This window comes from Rathayibacter sp. Leaf185 (genome assembly GCF_001423885.1).
Lineage (GTDB): Bacteria > Actinomycetota > Actinomycetes > Actinomycetales > Microbacteriaceae > Rathayibacter.
Window position 1 is genome coordinate 1 of sequence record NZ_LMPP01000005.1, and the last position, 17,757, is coordinate 17,757.

Sequence of the window (17,757 nt, forward strand, 5' to 3'; positions counted from 1 at the left end):
CTCGTCGAGGACCTGCCGCTGACCCGGGCGGCGCTCGCGGCCGCGCGGATCAGGTGGCGGGCGGCCGAGGTGATCTGCTCGGTCGCCGCGCTGCTGCCCAAGGAGTCGCTCCCCGAGTTCGACGAGCGCGCTGCCGAGCTCGCGCTCACGACGACGCCGACGCAGCTGCGACGCGCCGTCGACAGGCTGCGCGACGAACTGCACGACCAGCCCCTCGAGAAGCGGCACGCCCGCGCGAAGGAGAACCGCGGAGTGTGGCTGACCCCGGAGATCGACGCTGGAACGCGCGCCCCTGCTCGTCGAGGACCTGCCGCTGACCCGGGCGGCGCTCGCGGCGGCGCGGATCCGGTGGCGAGCGGGCGAGGTGATCTGCACCGTCGCGGCGACACTGCCCGAGGAGTCGCTCGCCGAGTTCGACGGACGCGCCTCCGAGCTCGCGCTCGCGACGACGCCGACGCAGTTGCGGCGCGCGGTCGACAGGCTGCGCGACGAACTGCACGACCAGCCCCTCGAGAAGCGGCACGCCCGCGCGAAGGAGAACCGCGGAGTGTGGCTGACCCCGGAGATCGACGGGATGGCGACCCTGTCCGCGTACCTTCCGGCGCCTGACGCGGTCGGCGCGTACAACCGCCTCGACCGGATCGCCCGCACCCTCCGCGACGGCGACGGCACTCACGGAGACCAGCGGACCCTCGCGCAGCTGCGCGCCGACGCCCTCACCGATCTGCTCTGCGACGGCGACATCGCCGGCACCACCCCGGTCGGCGACGGAACGACGGCTCCGACCTTCGTCCCCGGAATCCGCGCGGACGTGCGGCTGACCCTCGCTGCGAGCACCGCCGCCGGCCTCGACGACGCTCACGCCGACCTCGACGGCTACGGAGCGATCCCCGCCGCCGTTGCGCGAGAACTCGCCGGTGTCGCCGCCACCGTCACCCGTGTCCTGACCGACCCGAGCACCGGAGCCGTGGTCTCCGTCGGCCGCACCCANACCGATCTGCTCTGCGACGGCGACATCGCCGGCACCACTCCGCTCTCCGACGGCGAGACCCCCGCGCCGACCTCGACGGCTACGGAGCGATCCCTGCCGCCGTTGCGCGAGAACTCGCCGGTGTCGCCGCCACCGTCACCCGTGTCCTGACCGACCCGAGCACCGGAGCCGTGGTCTCCGTCGGCCGCACCCACCGCGTCCCACCCCCGCAGATGCGCCTGCACCTCCAGTTGCGTGACCAGACCTGCCGCTTCCCCGGCTGCACCCGCCCCGCCTCCACCTCCGAGGCCGACCACACCACCGAATGGCGCAACGGCGGCGACACCTCCCTCCACAACCTCGCCTGCCTCTGCACCGCCCACCACCACGTCCGCCACGGCGACCGCTGGACCTACCGCCTCCAACCCGACGGGACCGCCGACTGGACCACTCCTTCCGGCCGCCGCCTCACCACCCGACCACCCGCCCTCCCAGGACGGCCACCCGCACCGCCGCGCTTCGCCGACACACCATCAGCGGTCGGGCCCGTCCTGACTCGGGCCGCGTCGATGCGCAAGCCTGAAGCGAGACGGGCCTCACTGGCACGTCCTGCGCGTGCGGTGTCTGTCCCCGGGCCCGGGAAGCGGGACGACCGATGACCAGGGGGGTGAGTGGAACCGCCGGAGAGGCGACGTCAGGTGCGCGACGGGTTGCGGATGCCGACCAGGGAGACGATGCCGCCGGCGATCAGGAGGGCGGCGGTCGCGAGCGCGGCGCGGGCGAAGCCGCCCGCGTCGAGGGTGTCGCCGACGATGAGGGACGTCGCGGCGATGGCCACGAGGCCCGCGATGCGCGAGACCGCGTTGTTGACGGCGGAGCCGACTCCGCTGTGCTCGCTCGAGACCGCGCCGAGGATCGTCGAGGTCAGCGGCGCGACCGTCACGGCGAGGCCCAGACCGAACAGCACGATCCCGGGCAGCAGCCGCGTCAGGTAGTCCCCCGGCTCGCTCGCACCCACCATCAGGAGGAACCCGCCACCCGCGACGAGCGGGCCCAGCCCCATGAACAGCCGCGGCCCGAATCGCGCCGACAGGGACCCCGCGTACTGCGACAGCAGGAGCAGCAGGATCGTCGGCGGCAGCGTCGCCACGCCCGCGAGGGTCGCCGAGAAGCCCAGCCCCTGCTGGAGGAAGAGCCCGAGTGCGAAGAAGCCGAACGAGAGCGCGCCGTAGATCATGGCGGTCGCCACGTTGCCCACGGTGAAGTTGCGCGTCGCGAACAGCGACAGCGGCAGCATCGGATGCGGCGCCCGCCGCTCCCAGAGCACGAACGCGATGAGCGACGCCACTCCGCCGACCAGTGCGGTCAGCACGAGCGGGTCGTCGAAGCCGAGGCGCTCCTGCTCGATGAGCGCGAAGACCGGGCCACCGAGGCCGACCACTCCGAGCACCGCACCGACACCGTCGATCGGCACGCGACTCCCGGAGTCGATGTGTCCGAGCCGGCGCAGCAGCACGAGAGTGACGGCGATCGGCACGATGTTGAGCGCGAAGACGTAGCGCCACGACCCGGCATCGACCAGGAGTCCGCCGATCACGGGGCCGGCGATCGTCGCGGTACCGGTCCAGGCCGTCCACGCGCCGATCGTCTTCGCCTGGGCGGCGCCGCGCACCGTTGCGATGATCAGCGCGAGCGAGCTGGGGACGAGGATCGCCCCCGCCGCACCCTGCAGCATCCGCGCCACGATCAGCACCTCCGCGGTCGGCGCCGCAGCGCAGAGCAGAGAGGTCACGCCGAATCCGATGAGCCCGATCGTCATGCTCCGGGCACGGCCGATACGGTCGGCGAGCGAGCCCGCCACCAGGATCAGCGCGCCGAGCGTGATCAGGTAGCCGTCGACCACCCACTGCTGGGTGACGAGTCCCCCGCCGAGCTCCCGCGAGATCGCCGGGAGCGCCACGTTGACGACGGTCCCGTCGAGGAACGCGACGAAGGAGGCGAGGACCGCCACGACGAGGACGGCGCGCCGCCCCTTCTCCGCGGGGTCCACGGTGGCACTCACTGCGGCTTCCGGCTCATCCGCTCACCGTACTCCGAGCGCCACGGAAGGAGGCGGCGCCGCGGATCCAGACTCGTCGCCTACTCTCGTAGCCATGTCTGCGCAAGGAACCACCCGCGGCGGCATGCTCGCCCGCGTGCTCGCGATCGCCGGGGCGAGCATCGCCGGCGGTCTGCTGATCACCGTCGGCGTCACGCCCGCCCTCGCCGTCACCGGCCTCGCCGAGAACAACCCCGTCGGTCTGTTCGAGACCGTTCCGGAGTACCTCGAGCTGGGCCAGCTGGCGCAGAAGACCGAGATCTACGCCAAGAACGCCGACGGCTCCGACCAGCTGCTCGCCTCCTTCTACGCGCAGAACCGCGAGGAGGTCGCCTTCGACCAGGTCAGCCAGTTCGTGAAGGACGCGGCCGTCGCCACCGAGGACCCGCGTTTCTACGAGCACGGCGGAGTCGACCTGCAGGGCACGATCCGCGCGGTCCTCAGCAATCTGGTCGGCGACGACCTCCAGGGCGGATCCTCGATCACGCAGCAGTACGTCAAGAACGTGCTCGTGCAGAAGGCGGAGTCGCTGAGCGACACCGACGAGGCCGCCTCCGAGGCCGCCTACGCCGAGGCGACCGCGACCACTCCCGCACGCAAGCTCAAAGAGATGAAACTCGCCGTCGACCTCGAGAAGAAGTACAGCAAGGACGACATCCTCCTCGGCTACCTCAACATCGCCGGGTTCGGCGGGCAGGTCTACGGGATCCAGGCGGCAGCCGAGTACTACTTCTCGACGACCGCCGCGAACCTGACGCTGGCGCAGTCGGCCAGCCTCATCGCCACCGTCAACAACCCCAACAACCTGCGCATCGACGACCCCGAGAACATCGCCGCGAACAAGGTCCGCCGCGACTACGTCCTCGACCAGATGCTCCAGGAGGGGAAGATCACGCAGGCCGATCACGATGCGGCCGCAGCCGAAGAGGTCGTCCCCGCGGTCAATCCGATCCAGACCGGGTGCCAGACGGCCGGGAACGCGGCCTACTTCTGCGACTACGTCACCCGCGTGATCCAGAACGACCCGGCCTTCGGCGACACCGAGAACACCCGCTTCGCCAACTTCCAGCGCGGCGGCTACAAGATCTACACGACCCTCGACCGCGACCTGCAGGACACGGCCACGAACGCCACGAACGCGGCAGTGCCGAAGGTGCCGACGAACGACACCAACATCGGCAGCTCGACCGTCTCGATGGAGGTCGGCACGGGTCGCATCCTCGCGATGGTGCAGAACAAGGACTACGACGCCGCCGGGTCGGTGAACGGCGCGAACTTCTCCGCCGTGAACTTCAACACCGACACGGCCTACGGAGGCTCCGCCGGCTTCCAGGTCGGGTCGACGTACAAGGTGTTCACGCTGGCGCAGTGGCTCGCCAACGGCCACACCCTGTTCGAGACGGTGAACGGTCGCGAGCGCACCTTCGAGGGCTTCCCGGCGAGCTGCGCACCCGGCGGTGAGGACGAGACCTCGTACGAGGTCAACAACGACGAGGGCGAGAACGGCAGCTACAGCGTCCTGAACGGGACGATGCAGTCGATCAACACCGTCTTCGTCTCGATGGCGCAGCAGCTCGACCTCTGCGCGATCCGCGATCAGGCCGTCGCCTTCGGAGTGAAGGCGGCCGACGGCGGCGAGGTCGACTACAAGCCGTCCTCGATCCTCGGCTCCGACACCCTCATCTCGCCGCTCTCGATGGTCACGGCCTTCGCCGGGTTCGCCAACAACGGCACCGCCTGCTCGGCGATCGCGATCGACTCGATCACCGACGCCTCCGGTGCCGCGGTGCCGCCGCCCGTGTCGACCTGCAACCAGGCGCTCAGCCCCGAGCTCACGGCGGTCGCGAACTACGCCCTGCAGCGCGTGGTCTCCTCGGGAACCGCCGCGCAGTCCGATCCCGACGACGGGATCGAGCACATCGGCAAGACGGGGACCACCGACAACGCCGAGTCGACCTGGATGGACGGCGCCAGCTCGCGCGTCGCGACGGTCGTCTGGGTGGGCAACATCGATGGTCACGTCTCGATGCGCGAGGTGCGCTTCCCGAACTCCGACCTCGAGAGCCGGCCGTACGCCTCGAACATCCGCCACTACATCTGGAACGCGGTGATGACCCGCGCCGATGAGAAGTTCGGCGGCGACGACTTCGCCGAGCCGTCCAGTGCACTGCTCAACGGCCGCCAGGTGACCGTTCCGAACGTGTCCGGCCAGTCGGTCGACGACGCGACCGAGACCCTCGAGGACCTCGGCTTCGACGTCGAGGAGGGCGCGACCGTCGACTCGGGCGCAGCCGCGGGAACCGTCGCGGGCACGGATCCGGGCGCCGGGACGACCGTTCCGCGCTACTCGAGCATCACCCTGCTCGTGAGCAACGGCTCGCAGGTCCCTGCCCCGGCGACGCAGGCTCCCGCGCCGGCGCCGTCCGCGAGCGAGACTCCGGAGGCGACTCCCGCGCCGACCGCCACGGAGACGCCGGTGGCGACACCGACGTCCACGCCGACCGGGGACGTCGAGGAGTGAGCGGCTTCGACGGCTCGTTCCTCGGCCCGGAGGTCGGCCCGCTCCGCCCGGCCGCCGAGCGCGCGACGAGGATGCTGCCGTACACGCACTTCGAAGTGCTGCTGGATCCGGAGCGGCGGCTCGCGCTGTCGACCGCGGTGAACATCGACGGTGCCCGGCTGGTCGAGCTCGGTCGTGGCGACGACTGGCATCTCGACGACCGCATCCCGGCCTCCGAGCAGACGGGCCCCGAGGTCTACGCTCGCAACGACTTCGACCGCGGTCACCTCGTCCGCCGCCGCGACCCGGTGTGGGGTGAGGCGACGGAGGCGCGCGCGGCCAACGTCGACAGCTTCTGCTACACGAACGCAGCACCGCAGGCCAGCGGCTTCAACCAGTCGAAGGAGCTGTGGCTCGGCCTCGAGACCCTGGTCCTCGACTACGCGCAGACCTGGCGCACCCGCCTCGACGTCTTCACCGGGCCCGTGCTGGCCGAGGACGATCCCGTGTACCGAGGCGTCGCGATCCCACTCCGGTTCTGGAAGATCGCGGTGTGGAGCCCCGACGGCGAGACCCTCGCGACGAGCGCATACCTGCTCGATCAGACCGATCTCGTCGAGGGGATCACGCGCGAGGGCGTCGTGCCCCTCGGTGGATTCCGGACCTTCCAGGTCGCAGTGTCGCTGATCGGCGAGCTGACGGGGCTCGACGTCGACGTGGTGGCGGCGGCCGATGTCCGCGCCGACGAGGGTCTGCGCCCGTCGACGCCGCGCGAACTCACGACTCCCGAGGACGTTGCAGCCGGTCTGGCCGTCCGCTGATCCGCAGTGGGGTCCAGGATGGGGGACATGAGCTCCCCCGTCCTCGTCGAGATCGTCTCCGGTTCCGTACTGCTGCGTGATCCTGCCGCAGGGCTCGTGCGCGTCGACGAGCCGGGCTACCTGCGCGGCGACGGGATCTTCGAGACGCTCGCCGTGATCCACGGCCGGCCGCACGGGCTCGAGGAGCACCTGCACCGGCTCCGGGCGTCGGCGGAGGCGATAGGGCTCCGGCTCCCGGACGACGAGGCCTGGACCGCAGCCGTGTCTCTCGCACTCGACCAGCACGACGAGGGGGACGACCTCTCGGTGCGTCTCGTGGCCGCCTACCGTGACGCCGAGGGGGCGCGCTGCACCGTCCGCGTCGAGCCGACCCCCGACTCCGGCGCCCTGCGCGCGAGCGGAGTCGCGGTGGCCGTCCTCGAGCGCGGCTGGGCCCGCGGCGCGACGGACGCGGCGCCGTGGCTGCTCGGCGGTGTGAAGACCACCTCGGGAGCCGTCACGCGGGCCGCCCTGCGCGAGGCGCGCCTCCGCGACGCCGACGACGTGGTCTGGCGCACGAGCGACGGCTGGCTGCTCGAGGGGGCGACGTCGAGCCTGGTGCTGCTGCTCGACGGTGTGCTGACGACACCGGTCGCAGGTCGCGGGATCCTCGACGGGACCACGGTCTCGCGGGTGCTGGCGCTCGGCTCCGACCGCGGGATCGACTCCGCCCGGCGCGAGCTCCCGGTCGCCGCGCTCGCCGGGGCCGAGGCGGCGTGGCTCGTCTCGAGTACGCGGCGCGCAGTCCCGATCCGTGCGGTCGACGGCGTCCCGCTGGCGATCGACCGCGCCCTCACCGTCGCCTTCGAGGCGGGGCTGCTCGCCGGCTGAATGCTCCGCTCGACGCGGGGATCAGGCCGCAGCAGCGAGGGCGAGCGCGGTGTGCGGGCCGACGCCGGCCGCCTCCGCGTCGCGCAGGTCGTCGACGGTGTCGACGTCGAGCCTCAGGGAGGAGGTGCGCAGGACATCGACGACGCTGCAGCCCGCCGCGCGGTGGCGCGCGAACGAGTCGAGGCCGAAGGAGGGCGTGATCACGGCTCCTGCACGCAGGAGGAGCGCCGTGGTGCCGGTTCCCGCGCGGTCGGGCACGACGGCCGGCAGGGCGACCGCGGCGCGCAGTACTTCGTCGAGATCGACCGGCACGAGGGCGGGCAGGTCGCCGGTGAGAGCGATCACGGGCGCCTCCGGCCGCTCGACGAGGGAGTGCGAGACTCCGGCCGACACGGCGCCGTTGAGGGTCCCGGGATCGGCCAGGACGACGAGCCCGGGATCCGCCGCGATCGCGCGCGCCGCCGCTTCGGCATCGGAGGTGACCAGCACCAGCAGCGCCACCTCCCGCGCTGCGCGCGCGGCCGCGAGAGTGTCGAGGAGGAACGCCTCGGCCAGTGCTGCACGCCCCTCGAGCTCGAGCCGCGTCTTCGACGATCCGCGGCCCTTGAAGACGACGACGGCGCTCCAGCGGACGCTCACTGCTCCCCCGCCGCAGCCCGGCCCGCCGCGAAGCCCTCGGCGTACGCCTCGTCAGCGCCGAGCCGGAACATGTCCTCGGGCCCTGTGCGTGTCAGCGAGCGCGCCCCTGGCGCGTCGAGGCCGGTGATCAGTCGGTCGAGGCCGCGGACGATCGCGACCGGGCGGCCGGTCGACTTGCCCTTGACGAGGTCGCCCAGCCCCGCGATCTCGTCGGCGACGGCGGGCATGGTGACGCCGAGAGTGCGCCCGAGTGCGTCAGTGGCTCCGCGGAGATCGTCGATGACGTCGAGGCCCGCCGCGCCGATCGCCGCGTCGGTCTGACCCACCCGCCAGGCGCGGCCGAGGGTATCGCTGATGATCACGGCGACCCTCGCGCCGAGCCGCTCGCGCAGCCCCGCGCAGAGGCGTCGAGCGGAGGCATCCGGATCCTCCGGCAGGAGCAGCACGGTGCCGTCGGCGACATTGCTCGAGTCCACACCCGCTGCGGCCTGGACGATGCCGAGGCGGTTCTCGACGATCCGCGTGACGCCGTGAGCGTGGGCGCGGGTCGCGACGACCCGCACGGTCTCGGCCGTGATCGCGTCCTCGCGGTCCTCTGCGGCGATGAGCCGGCCCTCGGCCTTCGAGACGATCTTGCTGGTGACCACGAGGATGTCGCCGTCAGTGGGACGATCCTCCGCCGGGGCGGCGGCGATGGAGGCGAGGATCAGCTCGAGCAGGTCGTCACCGGGCACCACCTCGGGGATCCCGTCGAGGGTCCAGGCCTGCACTCGCGTCGCACTCACCCGTCCATTCTCCCGGGCGGCGGGACGTCCACCCGACCGCGGAGTCGGACGCGGACCGCACTGCCAGGACCCGGTCCGGACGGCCGGCACGCAGCCCCCGGGGGTCAGGAGGTGAGGAACTCCGCGACCGCGGGCGGCACGTACGGCGAGACGTCGCCGCCCAGGCTCGAGACCTGGCGCACGAGCGAGCTCGAGACGTGCGCGTGCGCCGGGTCGGGCAGGAGGAACACCGTCTCGACGTGGGCCAGGTTGCGGTTCACGATCGCCATCGGCGTCTCGTAGGCCACATCGACCTGCGAGCGGATGCCCTTGACGAGGACGCTCGCCCCGACATCCGTGCAGTAGTCGACGAGCAGCCCCATGCTCCACGAGGCGACGACGAACGTGCCCTCGAGGCCCGCCTCCGCGATCGACTGCTCGATCAGCGCGACGCGCTGCGTGATCGGCAGCAGCGCCGTCTTGGACGGGTTGTGCACGACGACGACGTGCAGCTCGTCGACGAGGCGCGCGGCGCGCTCGATGACGTCGAGATGCCCGAGGGTGACGGGGTCGAACGAACCGGGGACGACGGCGATGCGGGCCATGGCCGAAAGCGTAGCCGCCGACGGCGACGCCTCCCTGAACGGGAGCGGCTCAGCTCTTCGCGAGGAACTCGCGGTCGCGATCCTGCACTCGGCGCTCCAGTGCCGCGCGGAGGCGGTCGTGGCCGGCGAGTATCGGGTCCGACTCGAGCAGATCCTCGGCCAGAGCCCTCGCCTCGACGATGACCGATGCGTCCTGCACGACGCGCAGCAGCCGGAGGGAGGAGCGCCCGCCCGACTGCGAGTCGCCGAGCACATCTCCCTCGCGTCGCAGCTCCAGGTCGACCTCGGCGAGCTCGAAGCCGTCGAGCGTCGCCGCGACGGCCTCGACCCGCTCGCGCGCGATGGTCCCCGCCTCCGACGCCGTCACGAAGAGGCACACGCCCGGCACACCGCCCCGGCCGATCCGCCCGCGGAGCTGGTGCAGCTGCGAGACCCCGAAGCGCTCGGCGTCGAGGACGATCATCATCGACGCGTTCGGGACGTCGACGCCCACCTCGATCACGGTCGTCGAGACGAGCACGTCGATCTCACCGGCCGCGAAGGCCTGCATCACGGCGTCCTTCTCGTCCGTCGACATGCGGCCGTGCAGGGCGGCGGAGCGGCGCTGCGAGAGCAGGGGGTGCGCCCGCACGCCCTCGATCGTGCCGGCGACGGTCGAGAGCGGGGTCGCCGCGTCCTCGGGAGCGACGGCACTCTCCGCCACCTCCCCCGGCTCGATAGCCGGGCACACGATGTAGATCTGGTGACCCGAGCGGATCTCCTCCTCCGCCCTCTCCCACGCCCTCGCGATCAGCCCGGGCTTGTCGGTGAGCGACACGACGTGGCTCGTGATGCCGGGGCGGCCCGCGGGCAGCTCGCGGATGGTCGAGGTGTCGAGATCGCCGAAGACCGTCATCGCCACGGTGCGGGGAATGGGCGTCGCGGTCAGCACGAGGACGTGCGGCGGCTGCGCGCCCTTGCGCCGGAGGGTGTCGCGCTGGTCGACTCCGAAGCGGTGCTGCTCGTCGATGACGACCAGCCCGAGATCGTAGAACGTCACCTTGTCACCGAGCAGCGCGTGCGTGCCGACCACGATCTTGGCTGTCCCCGAGACGATGCGCAGCAGCGCCGCCCGTCGCTCCGCGGCACCGAGACCGCCGGTGAGCAGCGTCGGCACCAGCTCCGCCGAGAGCTCGGGACCGAGGGTCTTCACGATCGAGCGCAGATGCTGCCCGGCGAGCACCTCGGTCGGTGCCAGCAGAGCCGACTGGCCGCCGCTCTCGGCCGCCGTCAGCATCGCGCGCAGGGCGACGAGCGTCTTGCCCGAGCCGACCTCGCCCTGCACGAGCCGCGACATCGGGTTCTCGGTCGCCAGGTCGAGCGCGATCTCGGCACCGACCTCCCGCTGATCGCCGGTGAGCTCGAACGGCAGCGCGGAGTCGAAGCGCTCGAGCAGACCGCCCAGCGAGGGCGTGCGCGCGGTCGCCGGGCTGGCCTTCGCGGCCAGGCGCCGCTCGAGCAGGGCGAGCTGCAGGAGGAACGCCTCGTGGAAGCGCAGGGTCCGGCGCGCCTGCGCCTCCTCCCCTTCGCGCTGCGGCCGGTGGATGAGCTCGAGCGCCTCGCCGAGGGGCATCAGCGACCTGCTCGCGCGGACGGACTCGGGCATCGGATCGGGCACCTCGCCCAGACCGTCGAGCAGCACCGCCATCGCCGACTGCAGCTGCCAGCTCGAGATAGCGCTCGTCGCCGGGTAGATCGGGATCGGCCGCTCGGCCCAGTCCTTCGCCAGCTCGACCCCGCCCGCCGCGACGGCCTCGTCGTCGTCGAAGAGGCGGTAGTCGGGATGGGTGAGCTGCTTGGTGGTGCGGAACATCGAGACGGTGCCGGCGAAGATCCCCCGCGCCCCCCGGTGCAGCTGCGACCTGCGCCACGGCTGACCGAAGAAGGTGAGCGAGAGGGTGCCCGTGCCGTCCGAGATGATCACCTCGAGGAGGCTCCCCCTGCGGTTCTTCATCGGACGCTCGTGCACCTCGCGCACCTCGGCCACGATCGTGACACTCTCGCCGACGGGCAGCTGCGACAGCGCTGTCAGCTCGCCGCGCTTCGCGTAGCGCCGAGGGTAGTGACCGAGCAGCTCGCCCACGGTGCGGTAGCCGAACGCCTTCTCGACGGCGGCCGCGGTGCGCGGGCCGACGACCGCTGCGAGGCCTGCGTCGAGGGGGTCGGGATTCACCTTGCGATCATAGAGCGGACGTCGGACGTCGCTGCGGGGTGAACGCGGATCGCGGCAGAACTGCGGCGAACACACGACGGGGCACGCCCACCTCGGTCCGGAGCGACGCGACGACCCGGGTCGACGCGTCCCAGGACGAGACGGCCTCTGCAGCGAACGGCGCGTACCGGACGTGCTCGAGGGTGCGGCGAAGACCCCTCAGGGCCTCCCGCGCCTCGTCGCCCCCGAGGGACGCGGCGATCAGAGCCTCCTGCGCGCGAGGTGTCGCGGTCGTCTCGACCGGGACACCGAGGTCCCGAGCGCTCGCCAGCAGCTCGGTCCACGCCGCCTCGGTCGATCCGCCCTCGGCAGCCCGCCGCCGGAGTGCCCGTTGGACGACGCGGAGCAGCCAGGGCACCAGCAGCACCAGGAGGAGGAGCACCCAGGCGGTGACCGCGGGCGCCGCCGACACGGACGTCCCGCCGAGGGCGCCGGCCGTGGCCGTCGAGGTGGCAGCGGTCGCCGTCGGAGCCGCGCTCGCCTCCGGAGTCGTCCCGGCCGCCGCGCTCGACGTCGCACCCGGAGTGCTCGACCCCGACGAGGACGTCGCGTTCGGGAGCGTGTACGACGCCGGAGCACCGCGGCTCGGAGTCGGCTCGAAGGGCAGCCAGCCCACACCCTCGAAGTAGAGCTCGGGCCACGCATGCAGGTCGGAGGACATCACGCGGTAGTTCGTGAGGTCGCTGTCGGCGGCCGGGACGACCGAACCCGGCTGATAGCCGATCGCGAGTCGGGACGGGATGCCGAGATCACGCGCCATCACCGCCATCGCCGACGCGAAGTGCACGCAGTACCCCTCGCGGACGGTCAGGAACGCCTCCAGCACGCCGACGCCGTCGCCGTCGTAGCCCTCCTCGGCGGGGGTGTCCTCGGAGTAGGTGAACTCGGACGAGCGGAAGTAGGACTGCAGCGATCGAGCGCGATCGTACGCCGTGGTGTCGTCGGCGGTCACCTGCTCAGCCGTCGTCCGCACGATCTCGGGCAGATCGTCGGGAAGGGTCAGGTAGCGGTCGAGCCCCTGCGGCGCCGGAGCGTCGAGGAGTTGCTGCGGGTCGGGCTCGAGACGCAGCGCCTGCACGTCGTAGTCGTCCCCGGCGCGAGTGGTCGCGTCGCCCCGGATCGAGCCGTCCTGCACGTCCTGGAGCCAGCCGTCGCCGACTCCGCTCAGCGACTCGACCGGGTACGGCACCGGCAGCCACTGGCTCCGGAGCGTCTCGACCGAGACGTCGACCTCCTCGCTCAGCCGGGGCACGCTGTCGGCGAGTCCCTCGGGGACGATGGGCGCATCGATCGGAGCGGTCTCCTCCGTCGCGCTCGGCGCCCAGTTCTCGCCCTCGAAATCGGAGACGGTGAGAACCCGGAGGTAGACCGGCAGATCGGAATCGGTGGCGTACCGGAGGACCGTGACGGGGTCGGGGCGGCGCAGATCGGCACCGAGGGCGACCACCGGGTCGATGGAGCCGTTGAAGAGCGTGCCCGAGACTCCGGACGAGGTGTTGGTGCGGACGTATCCGCTGGCGGAACCTGCGAGCAGCCCCGCCACGACCACGACCACGCCGACGACCGCCGTCGCAGGCGCGGCCGACGCGAACGACGGACGGCTCGCACCGGGTCGCCGCGGGCGCGCGCTCACCGCGAGGATCGCGACGTAGAGGAGCGTGGTGACGATCAGGCTCGCCCAGGACACGTCGGCGGGGTCGATCACAGCGGGCACCGCGAGCAGCGCCGCCGGGAACAGGCCGGCGAGCGCGGGGAGCCGGACCGAGAACGCGAACAGATCGGTGGCCCACGCGAGCACCACGACCCCGCCGACCAGGAGGAAGGCGATCCCCTGATCGGCGACCGCGGGCAGACCCTGCTGAGCGATCGAGGTGAAGCCCGCCTGAGCGAGCGCCCGCGCATCGGCGAGGGCCGACGGCGTGGGGATGACGAAGAGGAGGGAGCGCGCGGGCACGAACATCGCCGTCACGACCACGACGGCCGTCAGGGTGGCGAGGATCGGCGGCACGACCGGGTGCGCGCGCAGCGCCCTCGCCCCTGCCGGGACGGCGAGGACGAGGCCGACGGCCACGGCGAGCTGCACGAGCCAGCCGACCCCCGACAGGAGGCGCCCGGTGCCCGAGGCCGCGGCGACGATCGCCAGCCAGAGCAGGACGCTGAGCAGGACCGAGCCGGCCCGGCTGTCGCGGCGGGTCACGCGACCACCCGGAGGGCGAGGGCGTCGGCCCAGGCCTCCTCGATGCGCGTGCCGACCGAGACCGGGACGGTGTACCAGCCGAGCGAGGTGAGCACCGCCTCCTCCTCGGGGCTGCCGCCGACGACGAACGCCAGAGCGGGGCGGGCGTGGGCGGCGAGGGAGGCGAGCGAGGCCAGATCCTCCTCGCGGAGGCGCGAGAGCACGGCGAAGACCGGTCGGACTCCTCCGGCCTCGCGCATCTCGCCCGCGACGCGGCCGACGGCCTCGACCGAATCGGTGGCCGCCTCGAGCTCGGCGAGGCGGAGCAGCACGTCGTGCGCGACCTCGAGCCCGTCCTCCGACGGGTCCAGGCCTCCGCTCGAGCCGGTCTCGACCAGATGGGTCTCGAAGCCGCGGTCGAGGAGGTGGACGGCGAGCGAGGCGGTCATCGAGACGGCCCACTCGAAGCGCTCGTCGCCGCGCCCGTCGAGCATGCGGCTCGCTCTGGTCTCCAGCAGGATCCAGGCGTGCGGGTCGGTGTTCTGCTCGTCCTGGCGCACTTTCAGCTCACCCGATCGCGCGCTGGCGCGCCAGTGCACCCGACGCATCGCGTCGCCCGGGCGGTAGTCGCGCGGGATGACGTCGTCGGTCCCGGCTCCGGCCGTCGCGTGGGCGACGGGGCTCGATCCGCCCGCGCCGTGGGCGTCGAGCACGTCGCTCTGCAGCGGTACGGCCCGCGGAGTCACGACGAACGGCTGAGCGGCCCCCGCGGCGCTCTCGCGCAGCGCCAGCCCCAGCGCATCGCCGCGCACGAGGCGGAGCGGCCCGATGCGGTGGATCCCCCGCCGACCCGCGGGAAGCCGGTAGCGCGCGCGGACGCGTCCCGCACCGCTCCCCGCCGCGGCGATCGGAGGAAGGGCGAACCCGCCGCGCGCGACGACCCGGCCGGCCGCCTCACCGCGCTCGACCCGCTCGAGACGGTCCTCCGCGCGGGCGCCGGCCCGGAGCGGCCCGCCGCGGTTCTCGACCAGCACGTCGACCTCGACCACGTCGCCGACCGCGACCACGCGGGGCGCGAACCGACGCTGCACCTGCAGCACCGGGCTGCCCGGGACGAGCGAGACGACGGCACCGAGGGGCAGGCCGAGCAGCACGAGCCCGACGAACAGCAGCTCGCGGAAGCCCAGCAGCGGCGCGACGATGATCGAGGCCGTCCCGAGGACGACGAACGACCAGCCGCGCACCGTCAGCGCGACGCCCGCGAGAGCCGGGAGCGCTCCGATGCGCGTCGAGGGCGAGTCGCCCGCCCGCGGCTCAGGCGCCACGGCCGCTGAAGGGCACCGGGGTGGCGGCGACGATCCGCTGCACGATCTCGGTCACGGAGTGGGAGGAACTCGTCCCGGAGCGGCCCGGCAGGCGGGTGGCCGGCAGCAGACGGTGGCCGAGGACAGGGACCGCGAGGGTGTCGATGTCGTCGGGTACGACGAAGTCGCGGTCGTTGATGGCGGCGAGCGCCTTCGCCGCTGCGATGAGCTGGAGGGTCGCCCGCGGACTGCCGCCGAGACGCAGCTCGGGATCGATGCGGGTCGCCTGCATGATCGCGACGACGTACTCCTGCACCGGCGGCGCGACGTAGACCGATTGCACGTAGTCGATCATCCGCTCGAGCTGATCACGGGTGACGACCGGCCGCAGCTCCTCGAGCGGGCTCCGAGCGTCGCGAGTGCGGATCATCTCGAGTTCGGCGCGCTCGTCGGGGTAGCCCAGCGAGAGGCGCGCCATGAAGCGGTCGCGCTGCGCCTCCGGGAGGCTGTACGTGCCCTCCATCTCGACCGGGTTCTGCGTCGCGACGACCGCGAACGGCCGCGGCAGGATGTGCGTGATGCCGTCGACCGAGACCTGCCGCTCCTCCATGCACTCCAGGAGCGCCGACTGCGTCTTCGGCGATGCCCGGTTGATCTCGTCGCCGATCAGCACGTTGGCGAACACGGGGCCGGGTTTGAACTCGAAGTCGCGCGTCGCCTGGTTGTAGACCGAGACTCCGGTGACATCGGAGGGCAGCAGGTCGGGCGTGAACTGGATCCGCGACACGCTGCCGCCGACGGAGGCGGCGAGCGATTTGGCCAGCACCGTCTTCCCGGTACCCGGGACGTCCTCCATCAGAAGGTGGCCGCCGGCGAGGAACACCGTCAGCGCCATCGAGACCTCGGCGTCCTTGCCGTCGATCACCCGGGTCAGATTCGACAGGATCGCAGCGCAGTGCTCGGTGAACTCCTCCCGCGACATCGACGCGTCCGTGCCAGGAGCGGAGCCGACAGTGGAGGGGTGCGAGTCGAGGGACGTCATAGCTGGTGATTCTCGCAGTCCGAGCAGGAAAACGGCTCAGGGTTCGCAGGGGTCTCCCGGGAGGCTCCGGCGCCGTATGCTCGGGTCGGTGACCAGGATCATCGCCGGCTTCGCCGGATCCCTCACCCTCCGCGTCCCGCGCACCGGGACCCGGCCCACCAGCGACAGGGTCCGGGAGGCGGTCTTCTCGGCTCTCGAGGCGCGCGACGCCCTCGACGGAGCGACGGTCGTCGATCTCTACGCCGGTTCCGGCGCCCTCGGGCTCGAGGCAGCCAGCCGGGGCGCGAGCTCCGTCGTGCTGGTCGAGCGCGACCCGAAGGCGGCACGCACCGCGGGCGAGAACGCGCGCGCCATCCTCTCCTCCGCGGCGTCGAACCGGGTGACCCGTCCGAGGATCGAGGTGGCGATCGCCTCCGTCCGCTCCTTCCTCGACGGGTCGCCCGCCCTCAACGTCGACACGGTCTTCCTCGATCCGCCTTACGACCTGCCCGAGGACGACCTCGCCTCCGACCTCGCGGGCGTGCTGCCGCTCCTCCGCGACGACGCCGTCGTGGTCGTGGAGCGCAGCTCCCGCAGCCCCGAGCCGCGCTGGCCGGCCGGGCTCGAGCGCGACAAGCGCAAGGACTACGGCGAGACGACGATCTGGTGGGCCTCGCCCGCGGCCGATCAGCCCGCCGCGCCGTCCCAGCCCAGGTAGGGGTCCCAACCCCCGCGGTCGAGGAGGGCCTCGCCGCCGAGCCGAACCTCCGCGTCGCCCTCGCGGACGACGCCGAGGGCGGTGAAGCCCGGAGGCAGCGCCACGGCGCTGGGGAAGCAGGCGAGCATCGCGTGGTCCTCCCCGCCGCCCAGCACGAGGGCGCGGGCGAGGGCCGGGTCGACCCCGGGCAGCAGTCCCGCGTGCCGGTCGACGGCGACGGGGTCGAGGTCGACGACGACTCCGCTCGCCCTCGCCATCCGGCGGGCGTCGAGCACGACGCCGTCCGAGACGTCCATCATCGCCGTGGCCCCGGCGCCCGCCGCGATCCCGGCCGCGATCGGCGGCGTGGGCCGCAGCTGCGCGTCGAGCACCTCGGGGAGCCGCTCGCGCAGGCCCCGCGCGAGCTCCGCGGACGGCTCCCCCTGCGCCTGCGCCTGCTCGAACAGGAGGCGCAGCCCGAGGCCGGCCGCGCCCAGCGTCCCCGCCGTCGCGACCACGTCTCCTGGCCGGGCGCCGCTGCGCAGCACGGGCGCTCGGCCGTCGAGCGACCCGAAGGCGGTGATCGCCAGGGTCAGCGTCGTGGAGGCGGAGAGGTCGCCGCCCACGACCGCGCAGCCCGGTGCCATCGCGGCGCAGCCTGCCGCGAGTCCGTCGGCGATGCCCTCGAGGACATCGACCCCGAGGCCCTGCGGCGCGGCGATCGCCACGACCAGCGCGGTCGGTCGCGCGCCCATCGCCGCGACGTCCGAGAGGTTCGAGGCCGCGGCCTTCCAGCCGAGATCGAACGGCGTCGACCAGGCGAGCCGGAAGTCGGGGCCGTGCACCATCATGTCCGTGGTCACGACGAAGCGGCCGTCGGGCGCGCGCAGCACGGCGGAGTCGTCGCCCGGCCCGACGAGCGTCTCTGCTCCGGAGTCTCCGCCGAGCCTCCGCAGCACCCGCGCGAGGACCTCGCCCTCGCTGAGCTCGGCCAGGGTGGGGCTCGGATCCGGTTCCATGGTCGACACGCTAGCGTTGCGA

14 protein-coding genes are annotated in these 17,757 nt (G+C 72.6%); 5 read left to right on the plus strand and 9 right to left on the minus strand.

The features are described 5' to 3' along the window. Positions 1-277: 277 nt before the first annotated feature. Positions 278-990 (plus strand): DUF222 domain-containing protein (locus ASG06_RS20695; RefSeq protein ID WP_442965618.1); only part of this gene is annotated, 713 nt, incomplete at its 3' end. A gap of 674 nt (positions 991-1,664) precedes the next feature. On the opposite strand, the gene ASG06_RS16070 is transcribed toward ASG06_RS20695, so the two are convergent. Beyond that, a complete protein-coding gene (locus ASG06_RS16070) occupies positions 1,665-3,032 on the minus strand; it encodes an MFS transporter (protein ID WP_056044370.1) in 1,368 nt (455 codons plus the stop codon). A 91-nt stretch (positions 3,033-3,123) separates the two neighbouring features. Here ASG06_RS16070 and ASG06_RS16075 point away from each other — a divergent pair, with 91 nt between their 5' ends. From ASG06_RS16075 to ASG06_RS16085, 3 genes are read left to right on the plus strand one after another with little or no spacing between them, the layout of a single operon-like run. Then, positions 3,124-5,589, plus strand: a complete 2,466-nt coding sequence (locus tag ASG06_RS16075; RefSeq protein ID WP_082499300.1) for a transglycosylase domain-containing protein — start codon at positions 3,124-3,126, stop codon at positions 5,587-5,589. Then, positions 5,586-6,389, plus strand: a complete 804-nt coding sequence (locus ASG06_RS16080) for a DNA/RNA non-specific endonuclease (protein WP_056044375.1) — start codon at positions 5,586-5,588, stop codon at positions 6,387-6,389. Before ASG06_RS16075 ends, ASG06_RS16080 begins: the two co-directional genes overlap by 4 nt. 27 nt (positions 6,390-6,416) lie before the next feature. Next, positions 6,417-7,259, plus strand: coding sequence for an aminotransferase class IV (locus ASG06_RS16085; protein WP_056044377.1), 843 nt, complete (start codon positions 6,417-6,419; stop codon positions 7,257-7,259). A gap of 21 nt (positions 7,260-7,280) precedes the next feature. Here ASG06_RS16085 and cofC read toward each other — a convergent pair whose 3' ends face one another. The 7 genes from cofC to ASG06_RS16120 all read right to left on the minus strand — a co-directional run bounded on the left by cofC (position 7,281) and on the right by ASG06_RS16120 (position 16,040). After that, entirely contained in the window at positions 7,281-7,898 is a 618-nt protein-coding gene (gene cofC / locus ASG06_RS16090; protein WP_056044380.1) for a 2-phospho-L-lactate guanylyltransferase, read from the minus strand. Then, positions 7,895-8,683: a coenzyme F420-0:L-glutamate ligase gene (gene cofE, locus ASG06_RS16095; protein WP_056044382.1), complete on the minus strand. Its 789-nt coding sequence runs from the start codon at positions 8,681-8,683 to the stop codon at positions 7,895-7,897. Before cofE ends, cofC begins: the two co-directional genes overlap by 4 nt. Positions 8,684-8,787: 104 nt before the next feature. Further along, complete coding sequence (gene coaD, locus ASG06_RS16100) at positions 8,788-9,267, minus strand: pantetheine-phosphate adenylyltransferase (RefSeq protein WP_056044384.1); 480 nt, start codon at positions 9,265-9,267, stop codon at positions 8,788-8,790. 49 nt (positions 9,268-9,316) lie between these two features. Then, a complete protein-coding gene (locus tag ASG06_RS16105) occupies positions 9,317-11,479 on the minus strand; it encodes an ATP-dependent DNA helicase RecG (protein WP_056044385.1) in 2,163 nt (720 codons plus the stop codon). A 7-nt stretch (positions 11,480-11,486) separates the two neighbouring features. Then, a complete protein-coding gene (locus ASG06_RS16110; RefSeq protein WP_056044387.1) occupies positions 11,487-13,715 on the minus strand; it encodes a transglutaminase family protein in 2,229 nt (742 codons plus the stop codon). Next, positions 13,712-15,019 carry a DUF58 domain-containing protein gene (locus tag ASG06_RS16115; protein WP_056044389.1) on the minus strand — a complete coding sequence of 436 codons (1,308 nt, stop codon included), beginning with the start codon at positions 15,017-15,019 and terminating at the stop codon, positions 13,712-13,714. The genes ASG06_RS16110 and ASG06_RS16115 overlap by 4 nt, the downstream gene beginning before the upstream one ends. Next, positions 15,009-16,040 (minus strand): AAA family ATPase, encoded by a 1,032-nt coding sequence (locus tag ASG06_RS16120; RefSeq protein WP_442965617.1) that lies wholly within the window; start codon positions 16,038-16,040, stop codon positions 15,009-15,011. Before ASG06_RS16120 ends, ASG06_RS16115 begins: the two co-directional genes overlap by 11 nt. 88 nt (positions 16,041-16,128) lie before the next feature. On the opposite strand from ASG06_RS16120, the gene rsmD reads away from it, so the two are divergent. Beyond that, positions 16,129-16,737 carry a 16S rRNA (guanine(966)-N(2))-methyltransferase RsmD gene (rsmD, locus tag ASG06_RS16125; protein ID WP_056044639.1) on the plus strand — a complete coding sequence of 203 codons (609 nt, stop codon included), beginning with the start codon at positions 16,129-16,131 and terminating at the stop codon, positions 16,735-16,737. Here the strand turns inward: rsmD and thiL are convergent. After that, the gene (thiL, locus tag ASG06_RS16130; RefSeq protein ID WP_056044395.1) at positions 16,707-17,735 is read right to left on the minus strand and encodes a thiamine-phosphate kinase; all 1,029 of its coding nucleotides are present in this window, start codon (positions 17,733-17,735) and stop codon (positions 16,707-16,709) included. The genes rsmD and thiL overlap by 31 nt on opposite strands. Positions 17,736-17,757: the final 22 nt, after the last annotated feature.

Bases quoted from the DNA above. Each gene is read 5' to 3' on its own strand.
- ASG06_RS16085 (WP_056044377.1), top strand. From the start codon at position 6,417: ATGAGCTCCCCCGTCCTCGTCGAGATCGTCTCCGGTTCCGTACTGCTG.
- thiL (WP_056044395.1), bottom strand. From the start codon at position 17,735: ATGGAACCGGATCCGAGCCCCACCCTGGCCGAGCTCAGCGAGGGCGAG.
- ASG06_RS16075 (WP_082499300.1), top strand. From the start codon at position 3,124: ATGTCTGCGCAAGGAACCACCCGCGGCGGCATGCTCGCCCGCGTGCTC.
- ASG06_RS16120 (WP_442965617.1), bottom strand. From the start codon at position 16,040: ATGACGTCCCTCGACTCGCACCCCTCCACTGTCGGCTCCGCTCCTGGC.
- coaD (WP_056044384.1), bottom strand. From the start codon at position 9,267: ATGGCCCGCATCGCCGTCGTCCCCGGTTCGTTCGACCCCGTCACCCTC.